This window comes from Phytobacter massiliensis JC163 (assembly GCF_000321045.1).
GTDB lineage: Bacteria > Pseudomonadota > Gammaproteobacteria > Enterobacterales > Enterobacteriaceae > Phytobacter_A > Phytobacter_A massiliensis.
Window position 1 is genome coordinate 1 of sequence record NZ_HE578950.1, and the last position, 19,968, is coordinate 19,968.

The following is a 19,968-nucleotide window of genomic DNA, read 5'->3' on the forward strand; positions in this document are numbered from 1 at the left end:
TTAGATACAGATTAGCGGAAACGAAAGATTTTACGCTGAGGCAAGGCGGCAAGCCGAAGGAAAGGAAGGAGCATACACGAGTATGTGACTGACTTTACGAGCGCAGCCAACGCAGCATCAGTGGAAAAGATTCGTTTCGTGCACAGAATTTGCCTGGCGGCAACAGCGCGGTGGTCCCACCTGACCCCATGCCGAACTCAGAAGTGAAACGCCGTAGCGCCGATGGTAGTGTGGGGTTTCCCCATGCGAGAGTAGGGAACTGCCAGGCATCAAATAAGTAAGAAGCCCATCCTGACGGATGGGCTTTTTGCGTTTCTACGCATATTAATACCTGTATGACATTCTTTACTCGCCAGCCTTACCGTCCAGCCAGCTTAAAATAAACGCTGCGATCTGCGGGATATCGTTAATATCCAAAACGGGGACATTCGCAATGATTGAAATGTCGCTGGCGACGGCAATAACATGCTCATCAAGGGTAAGCTCTTCTACGCTATGCCCACATCCCTCCCGAAACAGCACAATTTTTGCTACTGCTTCATGCTTAAACCCCTCAACCAGCACAATATCCAGACTGGAAGCGTCCATTCTGCTTACCAGATACGTTAAATCCAGTTCTGTCTGTTCCGGTGTCTCCGTCATTAACGCCCAGCGTTGCTGGCTTGCTACCAGCGTTTGCGCTGCTCCGGCTTTACGTAACTCGTAGCTGTCCTTACCCGGCTTATCAACATCCATATCATGATGGGTATGCTTGATTAAACCGGGCCGAATACCATGAACGCGTAATTCGGGAATCAGCTTCTTAAGCAATGTGGTTTTGCCCGTCCCACTCCAGGCCGCAATAGCAAGAAGCGGAATCATTGTTTTTGCTCCCAGCGATCAAGCTCTTCGGGTGTATTAATATTCACAAACGCATCTTTAAAATCACTAAAATCGACAGCATGACCGCCGATCAGGCGTAGAAAAACCATGACGCGGCGCTCACCGGATTGTAAATATTCCTGCAGTACGGGCTGTACGCTGCGGTGCATTAAGGCAATTGTCGGATGATCCCGCTCGCCATCATGCACCCATACTGCTGGCGCGTTTTTGCGTTGGGTTTTCAGACGATCGACGAGATTCTGTGGAATAAAAGGGGTATCGCAGGGGCAAAAGAGAAACCACTCCGCTTCATCCTGCTGAAAAACAGCGAGCATACCGGCTAACGGCCCTGGATAATCGATCATCGAATCCGTAATAACTTTCATACCGCTAGCCTGATAGATCTCCTGATGGCGGTTAGCGCTGATGATGATTCTGCCGAGCTGCGTCCTGAGCCTGCTGGCGACGTGCCGCCACAGCGGTTCCCCTTGCAGGTTCAGCAAGCCTTTATCTGCGCCGCCCATTCTCCTGCCTTTACCCCCGGCCAGTACTACTCCTGTTACTTCATCACTTCGAACCACCTATATCGCCTCTTTTATTGTGGGATTGACCCTGCTAACGTGTCTGTATCAAGAGTAAGGAGCAGAACCATGAAATGTAAACGTCTTAATGAAGTAATCGAACTCCTCCAGCCAGCGTGGCAGAAAGAGCCAGAACTTAACCTGATGCAATTCTTACAGAAACTGGCGCAAGAGTCCGGCTATGAAGGCGACCTCGTAGATTTAAGCGACGATATCCTGATCTATCATCTTAAAATGCGCGACTCGGCTAAAGATGCAGCTATCCCCGGCATTCAGAAAGACTACGAAGAAGATTTTAAGACCGCCTTGTTACGCGCTCGCGGTGTAATTAAAGAGTAAAAGCTTGTAAGCGAAGCCACCGAAAGTGCACTGAAATGTTATCCTCAATCATTCGTTTTTTTGCGGATGATGGGATGAACCACAACGCTTTTACTTTCCAGACGCTCCATCCTGATACCATTATGGATGCGCTGTTTGAATTGGGTATCCGGGTTGATTCCGGTCTGACCCCGTTAAACAGCTATGAGAACCGCGTTTATCAGTTGCAGGACGAAGAACGTCGCCGCTATGTGGTGAAGTTTTATCGTCCTGAGCGCTGGTCTGCAGCCCAGATCCAGGAAGAACATGACTTTGCGTTAGCGCTTGTCGGTGATGAAGTGCCTGTTGCTGCGCCGTTAGCTTTTAATAACCAGACCTTACTGACCCATCAGGGCTTCTACTACGCCGTCTTCCCTAGCGTGGGAGGGCGGCAGTTTGAGGCCGATAACCTCGATCAGATGGAGTGGGTGGGGCGCTATCTGGGCCGTTTGCATCAGACGGGCAAAAAGGCGCCTTTTGTTCATCGCCCGGATATTGGGGTAAAAGAGTACCTGATAGAGCCTCGTGCTATCTTTGAACAGGCAGCCATCATCCCTTCGGCGCTTAAAGATGAGTTCTTACGCGCCGTCGACCAGCTTACTGAAGCTGTCATAGCGCAGTGGCATAACCGCTATACTCATTTGCGTTTACACGGCGATTGCCACGCCGGCAATATTCTCTGGCGTGATGGCCCGCTTTTTGTCGATCTTGATGATGCGCGTACCGGCCCGGCTATTCAGGATTTATGGATGCTGCTCCACGGCGATAAAGCCGAGCAGCGTATGCAGCTTGAAATGATTATTGAAGCCTATGAAGAATTTTGCGAATTTGATACGGCAGAAATCAGTCTTATCGAACCGCTACGCGCTATGCGGCTGGTCTATTATCTGGCGTGGATAATTCGTCGTTGGGACGATCCTGCTTTCCCAAGGAACTTCCCCTGGTTAACCGGAGAGGATTTCTGGCGCGAGCAAACATCAATTTTTCTTGGGCAGGTTAAGATATTGCAAGAACCGCCTCTACAATTAACGCCCACTTATTAATGTGATACATCCTGGAGAGATTTAACCATGAAGAAAATTTGGCTGGCGCTGGCAGGAATGATTCTGGCATTTAGCGCGTCTGCGGCTCAGTTCACCGATGGTAAACAATACATCACCCTTGATAAGCCTGTAGCGGGTGAACCGCAGGTGCTTGAGTTTTTCTCATTTTACTGCCCGCACTGCTATGATTTCGAACATGTCTGGCATATTCCTGATGCGGTAAAACAGAAGCTGCCCGAAGGGACGAAAATGACGAAATACCACGTCGAGTTCCTCGGCCCGTTGGGTAAAGAGATGACGCAGGCCTGGGCTGTAGCAATGGCGCTGGGCGTAGAAGATAAAATTACTGCGCCAATGTTCGAAGCCGTTCAGAAAACGCAAACCGTTCAGTCCGTTGCTGACATTCGTGATGTCTTTATTAAAGCGGGTGTGAAAGGTGAGGAATACGATGCCGCCTGGAACAGCTTCGTTGTTAAATCACTGGTTGCTCAGCAGGAAAAAGCCGCTGCCGATATGCAACTGCAGGGTGTTCCGGCCATGTATGTAAACGGTAAATACCAGTTGAACATGCAGGGTATGGACACCAGCAGCATGGATATCTTCGTACAGCAGTATGCAGATACGGTCAGATATCTGGTCGAGAAAAAATAACAGTAAAAAGCCGGTCACTGACCGGCTTTTTTGTATTCCGCTTTGATAGCGGCAATTTGTTGGTCCTTGTCATGCCAGAGGTTATTCAACCACTGCTGAAAGCTACGCTTAAAGTTCTTATCGTTCACATAATCCCCGTGCAGTTCATCATTCACTGGCAGCAGATTAACGCGAACCACAATACGCGTTAGCCTGCCGCTAAGCATATCGAAAAACGGTGTCCGATCGTTCTGCGGATAGCATAAGGTGACGTCCAGCAATTTATCAAATTGCTCGCCAAGCACGCCCAATGTCATAGCAATACCCGCTGCCTTAGGGGGGAGCAGATGGGTGAAAGGAGAGCGGGTCTGGAGCCGCTTCTCATTCGTGAACCGAGAACCTTCAACAAAATTGACGATGGTGGTCGGGTGTAAACGAAATTTCTCGCAGGAGCGGCGGGTGGTTTCAACATCTTTACCCCGGCGTTCAGGATGGCGAATTAAATAGCTGCGGGAGTAACGGCGCATAAATGGCATATCCAGCGCCCAACAGGCAAGACCAATAAAGGGCACCCAGGCCAGCTGCTGCTTAAGAAAATACTTATTCATTGGGATATGCTTACGCAGCAGGACACATAACACCACAATATCCGCCCAGCTATGATGATTACAGATAAGCAGATACCAGTTCTTTTTGTTTAATCCTTCCAGCCCTTCAACGTCCCACTGTAAATGGGAATTAAGGTGCAGCAGCCAGGCCAGACCTTCACACCAGCAATACATCATAAAATTACAGAATGCTGAAATAGCGCGCCACAGGACAGGGATCGGCAACAGCAGTTTAAAAATACCGGCGATAATGATTGGCACTGAACAGGCAATCGTCACCAGAATGGTAAGTATGACGCTCAGGATGAGAGTACATACAGCGAGTAATCTCGACATAATTAATTTTTTCAAAGAGTTAATATAAACATGCGGACAAGGCACGCATAAGGCGGCGATTCTAACAGAAAACCGTCCGCAGGAATGAGGAAAGGTTGCCCTGGATGATTGAGCGACAGACGCGGAAAAGAATTTTCCTTTTCTTATATCCACATAGAACAAAAAGCATACAAAAAGCAAGAAGGATCTTTTTTATTTTATTAACTATTTGAAAATAAAAGGAAAGGATATTTTCCGGCTCGGCGGATATGCACAATATTCCCTGAAATGAGAAATAATTCACAAAGTTATCCACAGGTGCGTCAGAAAAGCGATCCGACGGATCGAGAATTCTTTTCCCGTAATTCAGGCTAAAAACTGATGTTTTCGCCCTTCTGTGGCATCCTTTAACCATAAATTAATAGACAGGCACGGACATTATGGTTCAGATCCCAGAAAACCCACTTATCCTTGTTGATGGTTCATCCTATCTCTACCGCGCGTACCACGCGTTTCCTCCGCTGACGAATAGCGCAGGCGAACCTACCGGTGCGATGTATGGCGTGCTGAATATGCTGCGTAGCCTGATATTGCAGTACCAGCCAACGCATGCCGCCGTCGTATTTGACGCGAAGGGCAAAACGTTTCGTGACGAGCTGTTTGAACACTATAAATCCCATCGCCCGCCAATGCCTGACGATCTGCGCGCGCAGATCGAACCGCTGCATGAAATGGTGAAAGCCATGGGGCTGCCGCTGCTGGCTGTTTCCGGCGTGGAAGCCGACGACGTGATCGGCACGCTGGCTCGTGAAGCGGAAAAAGCGGGCCGTCCTGTATTGATCAGTACCGGTGATAAAGATATGGCGCAGCTGGTAACGCCGCATATTACCCTTATCAACACCATGACCAACACCATTCTTGGGCCGGAAGAGGTGGCGAATAAGTATGGCGTGCCGCCCGAATTGATTATCGATTTTCTTGCGCTGATGGGCGACTCTTCGGACAACATTCCAGGGGTGCCTGGCGTGGGCGAAAAAACGGCGCAGGCGCTGCTGCAAGGGCTTGGCGGCCTGGATGCGCTTTACGCCGCGCCGGAAAAAATAGCAGAGCTCTCCTTCCGCGGCGCCAAAACAATGGCGGCGAAGCTGGAGCAGAACAGAGAAGTGGCCTATCTTTCCTACCAGCTGGCGACCATCAAAACGGATGTAGCGTTGGATTTGACCTGCGAGCAGCTCACCGTACAGCAGCCAGCAGCTGAGACGCTGCTTGGCCTGTTTAAGAAGTATGAATTCAAACGCTGGACCGCCGATGTAGAAGCGGGGAAATGGCTGCAGGCGAAAGGTAAAGCGGCCGCAAAACCTCAGGAGACTATCGAGGTTGAAGCTGAAGCGCCGGGCATTGCCCTGTCGTTTGAGAATTACGTGACCATCCTGGATGAAACGGTGCTTAATGAGTGGATTGCGAAGCTCAAAAAAGCGCCGGTTTTTGCTTTCGATACCGAAACGGACAGCCTTGATAATATCAATGCAAATCTGGTCGGGCTCTCCTTTGCTATCGAGCCGGGCGTCGCCGCCTATGTTCCTGTCGCGCATGATTATCTGGATGCGCCGCCGCAGATCGCCCGTACCCGCGCTCTGGAGCTGCTTAAGCCGCTGCTTGAGGACGAGAAGCTGCTCAAGGTTGGCCAGAACCTGAAGTACGATCGCGGCATTTTACAGAATTACGATATTGAACTGCGCGGCATCGCCTTCGACACGATGCTGGAGTCCTATATCCTGGACAGCGTAGCGGGCCGTCATGATATGGACAGCCTTTCCGAACGCTGGCTGAAACATAAAACCATCACCTTTGAAGAGATCGCCGGGAAAGGCAAAAACCAGCTGACCTTTAACCAGATTGCGCTGGAAGAAGCTGGCCGTTATGCGGCGGAAGACGCTGACGTTACGCTGCAGCTGCACCTGAAAATGTGGCCGGAACTGCAAAAACTCGCCGGGCCGCTTAACATCTTCCAGAATATCGAAATGCCGCTGGTGCCTGTGCTGTCACGCATTGAGCGCAACGGCGTTAATATCGATCCGGCAGTGTTGCACAAGCACTCCGAAGAGATCACGCTGCGTCTGGCGGAGCTGGAGAAAAAGGCGCATGAGATAGCAGGCGAGCCCTTTAATCTGTCGTCCACGAAGCAGCTTCAGACCATTCTGTTTGAAAAGCAGGGTATCAAGCCGCTGAAAAAAACGCCGGGCGGCGCGCCGTCCACCTCTGAAGAGGTGCTGGAAGAGCTGGCGCTGGATTACCCCTTGCCGAAGGTTATCCTTGAGCATCGCGGGCTGGCGAAGCTCAAATCGACCTATACCGATAAACTGCCGCTGATGATTAATGCCAAAACCGGGCGCGTGCATACCTCTTATCATCAGGCAGTGACGGCGACCGGACGTTTATCGTCCACCGATCCGAACCTGCAAAATATTCCGGTACGTAACGAAGAGGGGCGCCGGATCAGGCAGGCTTTTGTCGCGCCGAAAGATTATGTCATCGTTTCAGCGGACTATTCGCAAATCGAACTGCGTATCATGGCGCATCTGTCGCGTGATAAAGGGCTGCTCTCAGCGTTTGCCGAAGGAAAAGACATCCACCGGGCGACGGCTGCCGAAGTCTTCGGCCTGCCGCTGGAAAGCGTTTCGAATGAACAGCGCCGCAGCGCTAAAGCGATCAACTTCGGCCTGATTTACGGCATGAGCGCGTTTGGGTTATCTCGCCAGCTCAATATCCCCCGTAAAGAGTCCCAGAGATATATGGACCTCTACTTTGAGCGCTATCCGGGCGTGCTGGAGTATATGGAGCGAACTCGCGCTCAGGCAAAGGAGCAGGGCTACGTTGAAACGCTGGAAGGGCGACGTCTTTATTTGCCAGATATTAAGTCCAGCAATGCAGCGCGCCGCGCGGGTTCGGAACGTGCCGCCATCAACGCGCCGATGCAGGGCACCGCGGCCGATATCATTAAGCGTGCAATGATTGCCGTCGACGAATGGTTACAGACGGAAAAACCACGGGTCAAAATGATCATGCAGGTTCACGATGAACTGGTTTTTGAGGTTCATAAGGACGATGTGGAAGCCGTGTCGAAAAAAATCCATGAACTGATGGAAAGCAGCACGCGTCTGGATGTACCGCTGCTGGTGGAGGTGGGTAGCGGGCAAAACTGGGATCAGGCGCACTAAGTTCTGGCTGGACAAGGTGCATTTCCTGTAACTAAGCAACATAACCGCTCTCTTTTGTGACAGGTATTAGAATTCCCTATGTAAAGGTTGAAAAAAAATTACAAAAAATACTTTGTCTGATTCTGAAAAGAGAGTAGAGTTAAACGCGTAGGGTACAGAGGTAAGATGTTCTATCTTTCAGACCTTTTACTTCACGTAATCGGATTTGGCTGAATATTTAGCCGCCCCAGTCAGTAATGACTGGGGCGTTTTTTATTGCGCGAAAGAGAGGCGCGGACTGAGCCGCGCGCACGCCATTACGCCTCCGGCGAACCTTCAACGGCAGGGGGCAGGTCGCTGAACCAGCTATCGAGTTTCTCCCGCAGTTTGTCCACGCCCTGTTTTTTCAAAGACGAAAACGCTTCTACCTGTACCTCGCCATTAAACGCAAGCACCGCTTCCCGCACCATATTCAGCTGCGCTTTACGCGCGCCGCTGGCGAGCTTATCGGCTTTTGTCAGCAGCACCAGTACCTGAATATTGCTCTCAACCGCCCATTCAATCATCTGCTGATCGAGATCTTTAAGCGGATGGCGAATGTCCATCAGCACAACCAGCCCCTGCAGGCACTGACGTTTTTCAAGGTATTCACCTAACGCGCGTTGCCATTTACGCTTCATCTCTTCCGGTACTTCGGCATAGCCGTAGCCCGGCAGGTCAACCAGACGCTTACCCTCAGCGACTTCAAACAGGTTAATCAGCTGGGTGCGTCCCGGCGTTTTTGAGGTGCGGGCAAGGTTCTTCTGGTTAGTCAGCGTATTCAGCGCGCTGGACTTACCTGCGTTGGAGCGGCCGGCAAAAGCCACTTCAATACCGGTATCGGCGGGTAAGTGGCGAATATCAGGCGCGCTGGTGACAAAGTGCGTCTGTTGATAGTTCCAGTTAGTCAAAATGGTCGTCTCCATAATCTCAGGCATGGGGGGATTATACCTGAACCCGCTTAAAAGGCTGTTTTTCTCGCCGCGTCTCTATGATGTAGATAATAACCATGCTGCTTGTGAGATATTTGCCATAGGTCTTATGCGAACTTTCAGAATAATTGCAGGGTATTAAAATGGTAAAATCAATGAAAACAGCCGGTTATATATGAGGAATTTTCTGAAATTACTTCAAAGTGGTCATTAGTCGCTTGTATGATTAAATGAAGTCGGTAAAGTAAGCGTCAGGGCAGGGGAGCCAACAGGATAAGAACTTAAGGATAAGGGACCCGGAGCGCCAGGAGGCGAAGGTCAGGAAACTGTCAGGATGGCAGTCTGAAAAGGAAAAGGATCCTACAGGGAACGTTGAATGCTAAGGGATAAAACAGGGTTCGTTACCAGCAAACACGGAATGTGATGCCCATTGAGGGTTGAGGGTCAGAAAAAAAGGCGACAGTTTACACTGTCGCCTTTTTTCTTTGCTTGCTTTCTGCTAGATTCCGCCGCAATTCTATACTGATTAAAAACATCAAAGCTGAGCATCATGAAAAAACCTTCTACTACTCCGCGCGGTAACAGTGCTGGAAAAGCGCGCCGCAAAACCCGTGAAGAACTCAATCAGGAGTCGCGTGACCGTAAGCGCGATAAAAAGCATCGTGGCAATGCGCCGGGCAGCCGCGCAAGTGGTGCGGGTGAAGGCTCGGGCTCAGGGAAGCGTACTCAGCAGGCCGATCCACGTATCGGCAGTAAAAAACCGATCCCGCTGGGCGCGACAGAGGCCCAGCCTAAAAAGCAGCACAAACCCAAGAGCGAGAAACCTATGCTTTCACCGCAGGCTGAACTGGAGATGCTGGAGAACGATGAGCGCCTGGACGCGCTGCTGGAACGTCTTGAAGAGGGCGAAACCCTGACTGCCGAAGAGCAGAGCTGGGTTGACGCGAAGCTGGACCGTATTGATGAGCTGATGCAGCAGCTTGGCCTCTCTTATGATGATGACGAAGAAGAAGAGGAAGAGGGCAAGGAAGATATGATGCGTCTGCTGAAAGGCGGCAACTAACACTTTGCTATGGGGCTGACGGTCCTGCTTATAACCCTTCCGGTTATATGTTATCTGGCGTGGTTATTCGTTAAACTACAGCGGTTGTCGCGGCGCAAAGCCTGGCTGCGCAACCGGCTCATGACCCGAAATGCGGGCGGGCCAGGCCGCCGGATCCGCCGGCGGCGTTATCGGAAGGAGTGAGCATGTCTGAGCAGCGCATTGACTGGGATCTGGCCCTTATCCAGAAATATAACTATTCCGGGCCGCGTTATACGTCCTATCCCACCGCGCTGGAGTTTTCCGCCAGCTATGGCGAAGAAGATTTCCGCAATGCCGTTGCGCGCTACCCTGGCCGCCCGTTATCGCTGTACGTGCACATCCCATTTTGCCATAAACTCTGTTATTTCTGCGGCTGCAATAAAATTGTTACCCGTCAGCAGCATAAAGCCGATCAGTATCTTGATGCGCTGGAGCAGGAGATTTTGCATCGCGCGCCGCTCTTTTCCGACCGGCGGGTAAGTCAACTGCACTGGGGCGGCGGTACGCCCACCTATCTTAATAAAGCGCAAATCAGCCGCCTGATGGGATTGTTGCGTGACCACTTCCACTTCGAAACCAACGCGGAGATCTCTATTGAAGTCGATCCCCGGGAAATCGAACTGGATGTTCTCGATCATTTACGCGCCGAAGGCTTTAACCGGCTGAGTATGGGCGTACAGGACTTCAATAAAGAGGTCCAGCGGCTGGTTAACCGTGAACAGGATGAAGCGTTTATCTTTGCCCTGCTCAACCATGCCCGCGATATAGGTTTCACCTCTACCAATATCGACCTGATTTACGGCCTGCCAAAACAGACGCCGGACAGTTTCGCTTATACCCTGGAACGGGTGGCGGAGTTGAACCCTGACCGGCTGAGCGTGTTTAACTACGCGCACCTGCCGACGCTCTTTGCCGCGCAACGCAAAATCAAAGATGCCGACCTGCCTTCCGCGCAGCAGAAGCTGGATATTTTGCAGCAAACTATTCACTCGCTGACTATGGCAGGCTATCAGTTTATCGGCATGGATCACTTTGCCCGCCCGGATGACGAACTGGCGGTAGCCCAGCGTCACGGCGTGCTGCATCGCAACTTCCAGGGGTATACCACCCAGGGCGATACCGACCTGCTGGGGCTGGGCGTTTCGGCTATCAGTATGCTTGGCGATAGCTACGCGCAGAACCAAAAAGATCTTAAGCAGTACTATCAGCAGGTCGATGAACGTGGGAACGCGTTATGGCGCGGTATTGCTCTGACCCGTGATGACTGTATTCGTCGGGATGTCATAAAGTCGCTTATCTGTAACTTCCGCCTTGAATACGCGGCGATAGAACAACCGTGGTCGTTAAACTTTGCCGATTATTTTGCCGAAGATCTGCAGCTGCTGTCGCCGCTGGCCAAAGATGGGCTGGTGGATGTTAATGAGAAGGGGATCCAGGTGACGGCAAAAGGCCGCCTGTTGATTCGTAACATCTGCATGTGCTTCGATGCATATCTGCGCCAGAAAGCGCGTATGCAGCAATTCTCGCGGGTTATTTAAGCCTCTTCCCGGCGGCACCAGGCCGCCGGGAAAAGCGCGCTAACTAAACAGCCCGACCAGCGCGGCACACAGCACAGCGGCGACGGCCGTTTGCGGTGTGTGGCTGTCGACAGCGCCGCTTGATAGCAGATTGATTAATGATTCCAGCATGATGGCTTCCCCCGTGAACGAGCAGGATCATACTGAACTCATCGGAACAGTAAAGCGCAAAATTGCAGCAATTTGCGCTTATCGCTCAATCTTTACACAGCGCGCTGCGCTTACTCCATACCCAGCTCTTTCAGCTTACGCGTCAGGGTGTTGCGGCCCCAGCCGAGCAGGCGCGCAGCCTCCTGCTTATGCCCCTGAGTGTGCCTGAGCGCCGTGGTTAACAGCGTCCGCTCCATCTCTGGCTGCGCCTCGGAAAGCAGGTTTTGATGACCGGATCGCAGCGCACGGTCGGCCCATTGAGCCAGCAACGTCGCCCAGCTGTCAGGCATTGTTTGCGACGGGCTCTCGGGCGCGGTTGTTTCAAACAGCTCTCCAGGCAGATCCTGAATCAGCACTTCCTGCCCTGCGGCCATCACCGTAAGCCAGCGGCAGGTGTTTTCCAGCTGACGCACGTTGCCCGGCCATGCCAGCCGGGTTAGCGCCGCTTCGGTTTCCGGGTGCAGCAGCTTGGCTTCCACGCCCAGCTCGCGCGCGGCGACCTGCAGAAAGTGGCGGGCCAGCCGCGGAATATCTTCCCGGCGTTCGCGCAGCGGCGGCAGATGTACACGAATCACGTTCAGGCGGTGGAAAAGGTCCTCACGGAATTTGCCTTCCTGCACGCGTAGCTCCAGGTTCTGGTGAGTCGCGGCGATAATCCGCACATCGACCTTCACCGGGGCGTAGCCGCCAACGCGATAAAACTGGCCGTCCGCCAGCACGCGCAGTAAGCGGGTCTGCACATCCAGCGGCATATCGCCGATCTCATCCAGAAACAGCGTACCGCCATCAGCCTGTTCAAAACGCCCCTGACGTATGGTGTTAGCGCCGGTGAACGCCCCTTTTTCGTGGCCAAACAGTTCGGACTCAATCAAATCTTTGGGTATCGCCGCCATGTTCAGGGCAATAAAGGGCGCTTTAACGCGGGGGCTATGGCGGTGTAAAGCATGAGCTACCAGCTCTTTACCGGTCCCCGATTCGCCGTTAATCAGCACGCTAATAGAAGAGCGGGAGAGACGGCCAATGATGCGAAACACGTCCTGCATGGCAGGCGCTTCGCCGATGATATCCGTCGTTGGCCCGCTAACCTGGACATTACGCGGCTGCTGTTGCTCCTGATAATGGCTGATAGCCCGCTCAACCAGCGCGACGGCTTCGTCGATATCGAAAGGTTTTGGCAGGTAATCAAATGCCCCTTGCTGATAGGCGCTTACCGCTGCGTCCAGATCGGAGTGGGCGGTCATTATGATGACCGGGAGCATGGGGTGGCGTTGTTTAATCTGTTTTAACAAGGCCAGCCCGTCCATGCCGGGCATCCGGATATCTGAAAGGAGTACGTCCGGCGTTTTGGTGGTGAGCGCGTCAAGCACGTCACTGGCGCTTTCAAATGTTGTACAGCTCATGCCTGCCCCGGTGAGCGCGCGTTCAAGCACCCAACGGATGGAGCTATCGTCATCAACGATCCAGGCTATCCCTCGTTGCATAAACACCTCTATTTCCGAATAGGCAGGAACACCGAGAACTCGGTATGGCCTGGCCAGCTGGTGAATTCAATTTTGCCGGAGTGTTGGTCAATCAAACTGCGGGCAATGGATAAGCCCAGGCCCGTTCCGCCTTCGCGTCCGCTGACCATGGGGTAAAAGAGCGTATCCTGCAGATGCGAAGGGATCCCCGGCCCGTTATCTTCAACATCAATTCGTGCCGCCAGGCGGTAGCGCGTGCCGTGCAGCGTAAGCTGAAACGCGGTGCGGGTACGCAGGATAATCTCGCCGCCCTGCGGCCCAAGCGCCTGAAGGGCATTGCGCACGATATTCAGTAAAACCTGTTCTATCTGGTCGGGATCGTGCGGTAATTCCGGCAGGCTGGGGTCATAATCGCGTACCAGGCTGACGTTATCGGGCAGCTCCATCGATACCAGCTTAACCACGCGTTCGGCGACTTTATGGATGCTTTCGGTAACGTGCATACCGGGCTGCTGCGGCCCCAGTAGCCTGTCCACCAGATTGCGCAGCCGGTCGGCCTGCTCGATAATCACTTTGGTGTATTCCATAAGTGAAGGATCGGGCAGCGCTTTACTTAGCAGCTGTGCCGCGCCGCGTAATCCGCCGAGCGGGTTTTTAATTTCATGGGCCAGGCCGCGTACCAGGTCGCGTGCCGCCACCTGCTGGGCATGCTGTAGCTGTTCCTGGCTAAGGCGCCGCTGATTATCCATTGGTGCCATCTCCAGCAAAATCAGCCCTTCCGGCAGCCGCTGCGCCGTTAAAGAGAGAATGTGCGATCGACCATCGATAACGAGCGTGACCTCGTTGTCGGTAAAACCCTGTCCTGCGTTGAGGCTTTCACGCATCAGGACAATGTTCAGGGAAAAGTAGCTCAGTAGTTCCGGCAGCGGCGTACCGAATAATTTGCGGGAACTCTGCGCCAGAAGCTGTTGCGCCGCCGGGTTGGCATAATGCACCGCCAGCTCATCATCAACCAGCAATATGCTGTTGATTAAAGAATTGAGGATCTGCCCAGCATCGGGCAACGAGCCACTCGCCATCCAGCAGTCTCCCAAAGAGTGCACCATTTTAGTGCATTATAGCGTTTTATCTTAAAAAACGTTCGCAGTTCATGATGTTGTTGGAGAAAAAAGCCCATCGAAGATGGGCTGAAAGTTTCCACGGCAACAAAACTCCTGATGTCTTTCGCGCCGCAGCGGTGTTGGCTACCCTCAGTCACCCGAATCACTAAGTTCACTAAGCTCATCGGGATTCCTTCGGTTGCCGCCTTGCTGCGACACAAAATCCATCGGACTTTAAATTATTAAACGCTGTAGTACAGCTCGAACTCTACCGGGTGCGGTGTCATGCGTACGCGGTCGTTTTCTTCGGTGCGCAGTGCGATGTACGCATCGATAGCGTCGTCAGTGAATACGCCGCCCGCAGTCAGGAACTCACGGTCTGCGTCGAGCGCCTGCAGAGCTTCTTCCAGAGAACCGGCAACCTGCGGGATCTCTTTTGCTTCTTCAGCCGGCAGGTCGTACAGGTTTTTGTCCATCGCTTCGCCCGGGTGGATCTTATTCTTGATACCGTCAAGACCCGCCATCAGCAGCGCGGCGAAGCACAGGTACGGGTTAGCAGCCGGGTCCGGGAAGCGCACTTCGATACGACGCGCTTTCGGAGAAGCAACAACCGGAATACGAATGGACGCAGAACGGTTACGTGCAGAGTAGGCCAGCATAACCGGCGCTTCGTAACCCGGGACCAGACGCTTATAAGAGTTGGTCGTCGGGTTAGACAGGGCGTTGATTGCTTTAGCGTGTTTAATTACGCCGCCAATGTAGTACAGCGCCTGCTCGGACAGACCCGCATACTTGTCGCCAGAGAACAGGTTTACGCCGTTTTTGGACAGGGACATATGGCAGTGCATGCCGGAGCCGTTGTCGCCGAACATTGGTTTCGGCATAAAGGTCGCGGTTTTACCGAAACGGTGAGCGACGTTATGCACGACGTATTTGTAGATCTGAATTTCGTCCGCTTTTTTGGTCATGGTGTTGAAGCGGGTTGCCACTTCGTTCTGACCTGCGGTTGCCACTTCGTGGTGGTGCGCTTCAACAACCAGACCCATCTCTTCCATCACCAGACACATGGTGGAACGGATGTCCTGCGCTGAATCGACCGGCGGAACCGGGAAATAACCGCCTTTTACGCCAGGACGGTGGCCTTTGTTACCGCCTTCGTATTTGGTAGAGGAGTTCCATGCGCCTTCGATATCGTCGATGGCGACGTGGGAACCGGAAATAGAAGCGCCGAAACGGATGTCGTCAAACAGGAAGAACTCCGGCTCTGGCCCGAACAGGACGGTGTCGGCAATGCCGGTGGAGCGCAGGTATTCTTCAGCGCGTTTGGCGATGGAGCGCGGGTCGCGATCGTAGCCCTGCAGCGTGCCTGGTTCGAGGATATCGCAGCGGATGATCAGCGTGGATTCTTCATAGAACGGGTCAATGACCGCAGTGGAGGCATCCGGCATCAGGACCATGTCAGATTCGTTGATACCTTTCCAGCCGCCAATCGAGGAGCCGTCAAACATTTTGCCTTCTTCAAAGAATTCGGCATTTACCTGGTGAGCAGGAATTGTGACGTGCTGTTCTTTACCTTTGGTATCGGTGAAGCGCAGGTCAACAAACTTCACTTCATGCTCATTCAGCATCGTCAAAACGTGTTCAGCGGACATACTTAACTCTCCAGATTGGTCATTGTCGTCGTGGTAACGAGGTCTGCAAATTTTGTGTTGGACTGGCTTGGTTGCCGTAAAAAAGATAAAGCGAAATCTATGCCAACTTTCAAATGCCCTGCAAAAGGCGCTATCATGCGCGCCATAGTGCAAAAGAGCTGCACCATGATGGTTATTGTGCACCAATTTAGTGCGTAAGCGTAAAAATTAAGCACTAAATTGGTGCAATTTCCGTTAGGTGCGCTCTGTTCCGCTCCGTGAAAGCGATCACAAAGCAACCCTGCAGCACTTGTTTGCAGGGGATGTTTGTGATCCTGTTTTGTAGTGCGATTAATCCGTGTACAATAACGCGCTATTTCTAATGCCTGAGGCAAAGTTGTGATCGAAAATTTGCGTAACATCGCCATCATCGCGCACGTTGACCATGGTAAAACTACCCTGGTTGATAAGCTGCTGCAGCAATCCGGTACGTTCGATGCGCGTGCCGAAACTCAAGAGCGCGTGATGGACTCCAACGATTTGGAGAAAGAGCGTGGGATTACCATCCTCGCGAAAAACACCGCCATCAAATGGAATGATTACCGTATCAACATCGTTGATACCCCAGGGCACGCCGACTTCGGGGGTGAAGTTGAGCGTGTCATGTCCATGGTAGACTCTGTGCTGCTGGTGGTTGATGCTTTTGACGGCCCGATGCCGCAAACGCGCTTCGTGACCAAAAAAGCCTTTGCCCATGGCCTGAAACCGATCGTGGTTATCAACAAAGTCGACCGTCCCGGCGCGCGCCCGGACTGGGTTGTCGATCAGGTATTCGACCTGTTCGTTAACCTCGACGCCACTGACGAGCAGTTGGACTTCCCGATCATTTATGCATCCGCGCTGAACGGTATCGCCGGTCTGGATCACGAAGATATGGCGGAAGACATGACCCCGCTGTACCAGGCGATTGTCGACCACGTACCGGCTCCGGACGTTGACCTTGACGGTCCGTTCCAGATGCAGATTTCCCAGCTGGACTACAACAACTATGTTGGCGTTATCGGTATCGGCCGCATCAAACGCGGTAAAGTTAAGCCGAACCAGCAGGTTACCCTTATCGACAGCGAAGGCAAAACCCGTAACGGTAAAGTCGGTAAAGTACTGACTCATCTGGGCCTGGAGCGTATCGACAGCGACCTGGCGGAAGCGGGCGATATCATCGCGATTACCGGTCTGGGCGAGCTGAACATCTCCGACACCATCTGCGATCCGCAGGCGGTTGAAGCGCTGCCGGCGCTCTCTGTTGATGAACCGACCGTAACCATGTTCTTCAACGTCAACACCTCGCCGTTCTGTGGTAAAGAGGGTAAATACGTTACCTCTCGTCAGATCCTTGACCGCCTGAACAAAGAGCTGGTGCACAACGTTGCGCTGCGTGTTGAAGAGACCGAAGACGCAGACGCGTTCCGCGTTTCTGGCCGTGGTGAACTGCACCTGTCCGTTCTTATCGAGAACATGCGTCGTGAAGGTTTCGAAATGGCGGTTTCCCGTCCGAAAGTAATCTTCCGTGAAATCGATGGCCGTAAACAAGAGCCGTTCGAAAACGTGACGCTGGACGTTGAAGAGCAGCATCAGGGTTCTGTGATGCAGGCGCTGGGCGAGCGTAAAGGCGACCTGAAAAACATGAATCCGGACGGCAAAGGCCGCGTACGTCTCGACTACGTGATCCCAAGCCGTGGCCTGATTGGCTTCCGTTCCGAGTTCATGACCATGACCTCCGGTACCGGTCTGCTGTACTCCACCTTCAGCCACTATGACGACGTTCGTCCGGGCGAAGTGGGCCAGCGTAACAATGGCGTACTGATCTCCAACGGTCAGGGTAAAGCAGTTGCGTTTGCGCTGTTCGGCCTGCAGGACCGCGGTAAGCTGTTCCTGGGCCACGGTGCGGAAGTATACGAAGGCCAGATTATCGGTATTCACAGCCGTTCTAACGACCTGACGGTAAACTGCCTGACCGGTAAGAAACTGACCAACATGCGTGCGTCCGGTACGGACGAAGCAACGGTCCTGGTTCCGCCGATCAAGATGACCCTGGAGCAGGCTCTGGAGTTTATTGATGACGACGAACTGGTTGAAGTGACGCCGCAGTCTATTCGTATTCGTAAACGTCACCTGACGGAAAACGATCGTAAACGTGCTATGCGCGGTGCGAAAGAAGAGTAATACGGGTTAATAAGACCGGGCCCGCCCGGTTGTGAAAAAGCCGCTGATATCAGCGGCTTTTTTTTGCCTGTGGCTGAGGGCATTAGCTCATACCCTCTACTATCAACCGTTCTAGCCTCTTTTTCTCTGTGAGTGTAGTGCGTCGCCAGATATCACTGCTTTCAGGATATGTTTTTATTGAGATCCCTTTCGCCCGCATGAGCGGACGAACTATTCAACACCTTACTTTCCCGCTACAGTTAACTTTCCACGGAATGCGAGGAGAGAAAGATGCTCTATATCTTTGATTTAGGTAATGTCATTGTCGATATTGACTTTAACCGCGTGCTGGGTGCATGGAGCGATTTCAGCCGCGTGCCGCTGGCGACGCTTAAGCAAAGCTTCACGATGGGCGAGCCGTTTCATCTGCACGAGCGGGGCGAGATCAGCGATGAGGACTTTGCCAAAGCATTGTGTGAAGAGATGGCGCTGCCGCTGAGTTTTGAGCAATTCTCCGCAGGCTGGCAGGCGGTCTTTGTCTCGCTGCGTAAAGAGGTAATTGAGATTATGCAGCGGCTAAGAGAGCAGGGGCATCGGGTAGTCGTTCTCTCCAATACCAACCGCCTGCATACCACCTTCTGGCCGGATCGGTATCCGGAAATCCGCGCCGCCGCCGACCATATTTATCTTTCGCAGGAGATGGGCATGCGCAAGCCCGAGGCGCGTATCTATCAGCGCGTGCTGGAGCTGGAAGGATACTCCGCCGATGACGCGGTCTTTTTTGACGATAACGCCGATAATATAGAAGGAGCTAACCAGGCAGGGATTACCTCGATCCTGGTGACGGGTAAAAATACCGTGCCTGACTACTTTGCGAAACAGCTATGCTGAAATGTTTTCACCATAAAGCGAAACACCATGCCAGGTCGCTCCTGGCGTGGCTGAAATTGCTCTGGCAGCGTATTGATGAAGACAATATGACCACGCTGGCGGGCAACCTTGCCTATGTCTCTTTGCTTTCGCTGGTGCCGCTAATTGCGGTTATATTCGCCCTGTTCGCCGCCTTTCCTATGTTTTCGGAAGTGAGCATTCAGCTACGGCATTTTGTGTTCGCCAATTTTATTCCCACCACCGGCGACGTCATTCAGCGCTATATCGAGCAGTTCGTTGCTAATTCCAGCAAGATGACCGCAGTAGGGGCGTGTGGCCTGGTCGTGACCTCGCTGCTGCTGATGTACTCCATCGACAGCGCCCTCAACGCTATCTGGCGCAGCACCCGCGTGCGGCCGCGCGTCTACTCTTTTGCCGTTTACTGGATGATTCTGACGCTTGGCCCGCTGCTTGCAGGGGCGAGCATGGCGATAAGCTCATACCTGCTGTCGCTGCAATGGGCCAGCGAACTGAATAGCGTGATTGATGATGTACTGCGTATCTTTCCGCTAATCCTCTCCTGGCTCTCTTTTTGGTTGTTATACAGTATCGTGCCAACGACGCGCGTCCCTAACCGTGACGCGATAGTCGGTGCTTTTGTCGCCGCCCTGCTGTTTGAGGCGGGGAAAAAAGGGTTTGCCCTTTACATCACCACATTTCCTTCTTATCAGCTGATTTATGGCGTGCTTTCTGTCATCCCCATTCTGTTCCTGTGGGTCTACTGGACCTGGTGTATCGTCTTGCTTGGCGCGGAAATAACTGTCACTCTCGGTGAATACCGCAGACTCAGAGAAGAACAAGAAGACCAACCATGATTGCATTGATTCAACGTGTAACCCAGAGCCGCGTTACCGTGGCGGGTGAAGTGACGGGTGAAATCGGTCCGGGACTTTTGGTGTTGTTAGGTGTCGAAAGGGATGATGACGAGCAGAAAGCGAACCGCCTCTGCGAGCGTGTGCTGGGGTATCGCATTTTTAGCGACGCCGACGGCAAGATGAACCTTAACGTACAGCAGGCGGGCGGCAGCGTGCTGGTGGTGTCCCAATTTACGCTGGCGGCGGATACCAGCCGCGGCATGCGCCCCGGCTTTTCTTGCGGCGCGGCGCCGGATAAAGCCGAAGCGCTGTACGACTATTTTGTGGCGCGTTGCCGCAGCCAGCAAATTGAGACACAAACCGGGCGATTCGCTGCTGATATGCAGGTGTCGCTGGTCAATGACGGCCCCGTAACGTTCTGGTTGCAAGTATGAGCGAACTGGCAGAGTGGCCCCG

The 19,968-nt window shown here is 52.8% G+C and carries 19 protein-coding genes and 1 rRNA gene; 12 read left to right on the forward strand and 8 right to left on the reverse strand.

What is annotated here, in order from left to right:
* Positions 1 to 152: 152 nt before the first annotated feature.
* A 5S ribosomal RNA gene (gene rrf, locus ENTHG_RS22010) occupies positions 153 to 268 on the forward strand.
* A 77-nt stretch (positions 269 to 345) separates the two neighbouring features.
* Here rrf and mobB read toward each other — a convergent pair.
* Both mobB and mobA read right to left on the reverse strand, forming a co-directional pair.
* On the reverse strand, positions 346 to 861 hold the full coding sequence (mobB, locus tag ENTHG_RS22015) for a molybdopterin-guanine dinucleotide biosynthesis protein MobB (RefSeq protein WP_044185251.1): 516 nt from the start codon (positions 859 to 861) through the stop codon (positions 346 to 348).
* Positions 858 to 1,442 carry a molybdenum cofactor guanylyltransferase MobA gene (gene mobA / locus ENTHG_RS22020; RefSeq protein WP_071825926.1) on the reverse strand — a complete coding sequence of 195 codons (585 nt, stop codon included), beginning with the start codon at positions 1,440 to 1,442 and terminating at the stop codon, positions 858 to 860. The genes mobB and mobA overlap by 4 nt, the downstream gene beginning before the upstream one ends.
* A gap of 69 nt (positions 1,443 to 1,511) precedes the next feature.
* Here mobA and ENTHG_RS22025 point away from each other — a divergent pair, with 69 nt between their 5' ends.
* The 3 genes from ENTHG_RS22025 (at position 1,512) to dsbA (ending at position 3,493) form a co-directional block, all read left to right on the forward strand.
* The gene (locus tag ENTHG_RS22025; protein ID WP_044185256.1) at positions 1,512 to 1,781 is read left to right on the forward strand and encodes a YihD family protein; all 270 of its coding nucleotides are present in this window, start codon (positions 1,512 to 1,514) and stop codon (positions 1,779 to 1,781) included.
* 74 nt (positions 1,782 to 1,855) lie between these two features.
* Complete coding sequence (locus ENTHG_RS22030; protein ID WP_044185546.1) at positions 1,856 to 2,842, forward strand: serine/threonine protein kinase; 987 nt, start codon at positions 1,856 to 1,858, stop codon at positions 2,840 to 2,842.
* A 27-nt stretch (positions 2,843 to 2,869) separates the two neighbouring features.
* The gene (dsbA, locus tag ENTHG_RS22035; protein WP_044185259.1) at positions 2,870 to 3,493 is read left to right on the forward strand and encodes a thiol:disulfide interchange protein DsbA; all 624 of its coding nucleotides are present in this window, start codon (positions 2,870 to 2,872) and stop codon (positions 3,491 to 3,493) included.
* 14 nt (positions 3,494 to 3,507) lie between these two features.
* Here dsbA and yihG read toward each other — a convergent pair whose 3' ends face one another.
* On the reverse strand, positions 3,508 to 4,416 hold the full coding sequence (gene yihG, locus ENTHG_RS22040) for a 1-acylglycerol-3-phosphate O-acyltransferase, YihG family (protein ID WP_044185262.1): 909 nt from the start codon (positions 4,414 to 4,416) through the stop codon (positions 3,508 to 3,510).
* A gap of 419 nt (positions 4,417 to 4,835) precedes the next feature.
* Between yihG and polA the strand changes: the two genes are divergently transcribed.
* A complete protein-coding gene (polA, locus tag ENTHG_RS22045; RefSeq protein ID WP_044185265.1) occupies positions 4,836 to 7,613 on the forward strand; it encodes a DNA polymerase I in 2,778 nt (925 codons plus the stop codon).
* A gap of 165 nt (positions 7,614 to 7,778) precedes the next feature.
* Entirely contained in the window at positions 7,779 to 7,826 is a 48-nt protein-coding gene (spfP, locus tag ENTHG_RS26550; protein ID WP_071892919.1) for a small protein SpfP, read from the forward strand.
* Between the two features lie 83 nt (positions 7,827 to 7,909).
* Here the strand turns inward: spfP and yihA are convergent, their stop codons facing one another.
* Entirely contained in the window at positions 7,910 to 8,542 is a 633-nt protein-coding gene (yihA, locus tag ENTHG_RS22050; RefSeq protein ID WP_044185550.1) for a ribosome biogenesis GTP-binding protein YihA/YsxC, read from the reverse strand.
* Positions 8,543 to 9,113: 571 nt separating this feature from the next.
* Here yihA and yihI point away from each other — a divergent pair.
* Together yihI and hemN are read left to right on the forward strand one after the other, a co-directional pair.
* The gene (gene yihI / locus ENTHG_RS22055) at positions 9,114 to 9,626 is read left to right on the forward strand and encodes a Der GTPase-activating protein YihI (protein ID WP_044185267.1); all 513 of its coding nucleotides are present in this window, start codon (positions 9,114 to 9,116) and stop codon (positions 9,624 to 9,626) included.
* Between the two features lie 185 nt (positions 9,627 to 9,811).
* The gene (gene hemN / locus ENTHG_RS22060) at positions 9,812 to 11,185 is read left to right on the forward strand and encodes an oxygen-independent coproporphyrinogen III oxidase (protein WP_044185270.1); all 1,374 of its coding nucleotides are present in this window, start codon (positions 9,812 to 9,814) and stop codon (positions 11,183 to 11,185) included.
* A 39-nt stretch (positions 11,186 to 11,224) separates the two neighbouring features.
* On the opposite strand, the gene ENTHG_RS25200 is transcribed toward hemN, so the two are convergent.
* The 4 genes from ENTHG_RS25200 to glnA all read right to left on the reverse strand — a co-directional run bounded on the left by ENTHG_RS25200 (position 11,225) and on the right by glnA (position 15,586).
* Positions 11,225 to 11,335 (reverse strand): YshB family small membrane protein, encoded by a 111-nt coding sequence (locus tag ENTHG_RS25200; RefSeq protein WP_106403358.1) that lies wholly within the window; start codon positions 11,333 to 11,335, stop codon positions 11,225 to 11,227.
* A gap of 110 nt (positions 11,336 to 11,445) precedes the next feature.
* On the reverse strand, positions 11,446 to 12,855 hold the full coding sequence (glnG, locus tag ENTHG_RS22065; RefSeq protein ID WP_044185273.1) for a nitrogen regulation protein NR(I): 1,410 nt from the start codon (positions 12,853 to 12,855) through the stop codon (positions 11,446 to 11,448).
* Positions 12,856 to 12,863: 8 nt separating this feature from the next.
* Positions 12,864 to 13,913 (reverse strand): nitrogen regulation protein NR(II), encoded by a 1,050-nt coding sequence (glnL, locus tag ENTHG_RS22070; RefSeq protein WP_044185275.1) that lies wholly within the window; start codon positions 13,911 to 13,913, stop codon positions 12,864 to 12,866.
* Positions 13,914 to 14,176: 263 nt separating this feature from the next.
* Positions 14,177 to 15,586 (reverse strand): glutamate--ammonia ligase, encoded by a 1,410-nt coding sequence (gene glnA / locus ENTHG_RS22075; protein ID WP_044185278.1) that lies wholly within the window; start codon positions 15,584 to 15,586, stop codon positions 14,177 to 14,179.
* 378 nt (positions 15,587 to 15,964) lie between these two features.
* Here glnA and typA point away from each other — a divergent pair, with 378 nt between their 5' ends.
* The 4 genes from typA (at position 15,965) to dtd (ending at position 19,946) form a co-directional block, all read left to right on the forward strand.
* The gene (typA, locus tag ENTHG_RS22085) at positions 15,965 to 17,788 is read left to right on the forward strand and encodes a ribosome-dependent GTPase TypA (protein WP_044185281.1); all 1,824 of its coding nucleotides are present in this window, start codon (positions 15,965 to 15,967) and stop codon (positions 17,786 to 17,788) included.
* 270 nt (positions 17,789 to 18,058) lie between these two features.
* Positions 18,059 to 18,658: a glucose-1-phosphatase gene (yihX, locus tag ENTHG_RS22090; RefSeq protein WP_044185284.1), complete on the forward strand. Its 600-nt coding sequence runs from the start codon at positions 18,059 to 18,061 to the stop codon at positions 18,656 to 18,658.
* Positions 18,652 to 19,512, forward strand: a complete 861-nt coding sequence (locus tag ENTHG_RS22095; protein ID WP_044185287.1) for a virulence factor BrkB family protein — start codon at positions 18,652 to 18,654, stop codon at positions 19,510 to 19,512. The genes yihX and ENTHG_RS22095 overlap by 7 nt, the downstream gene beginning before the upstream one ends.
* Positions 19,509 to 19,946, forward strand: a complete 438-nt coding sequence (gene dtd, locus ENTHG_RS22100) for a D-aminoacyl-tRNA deacylase (RefSeq protein ID WP_044185293.1) — start codon at positions 19,509 to 19,511, stop codon at positions 19,944 to 19,946. Before ENTHG_RS22095 ends, dtd begins: the two co-directional genes overlap by 4 nt.
* The last annotated feature ends 22 nt before the right edge of the window (positions 19,947 to 19,968 follow it).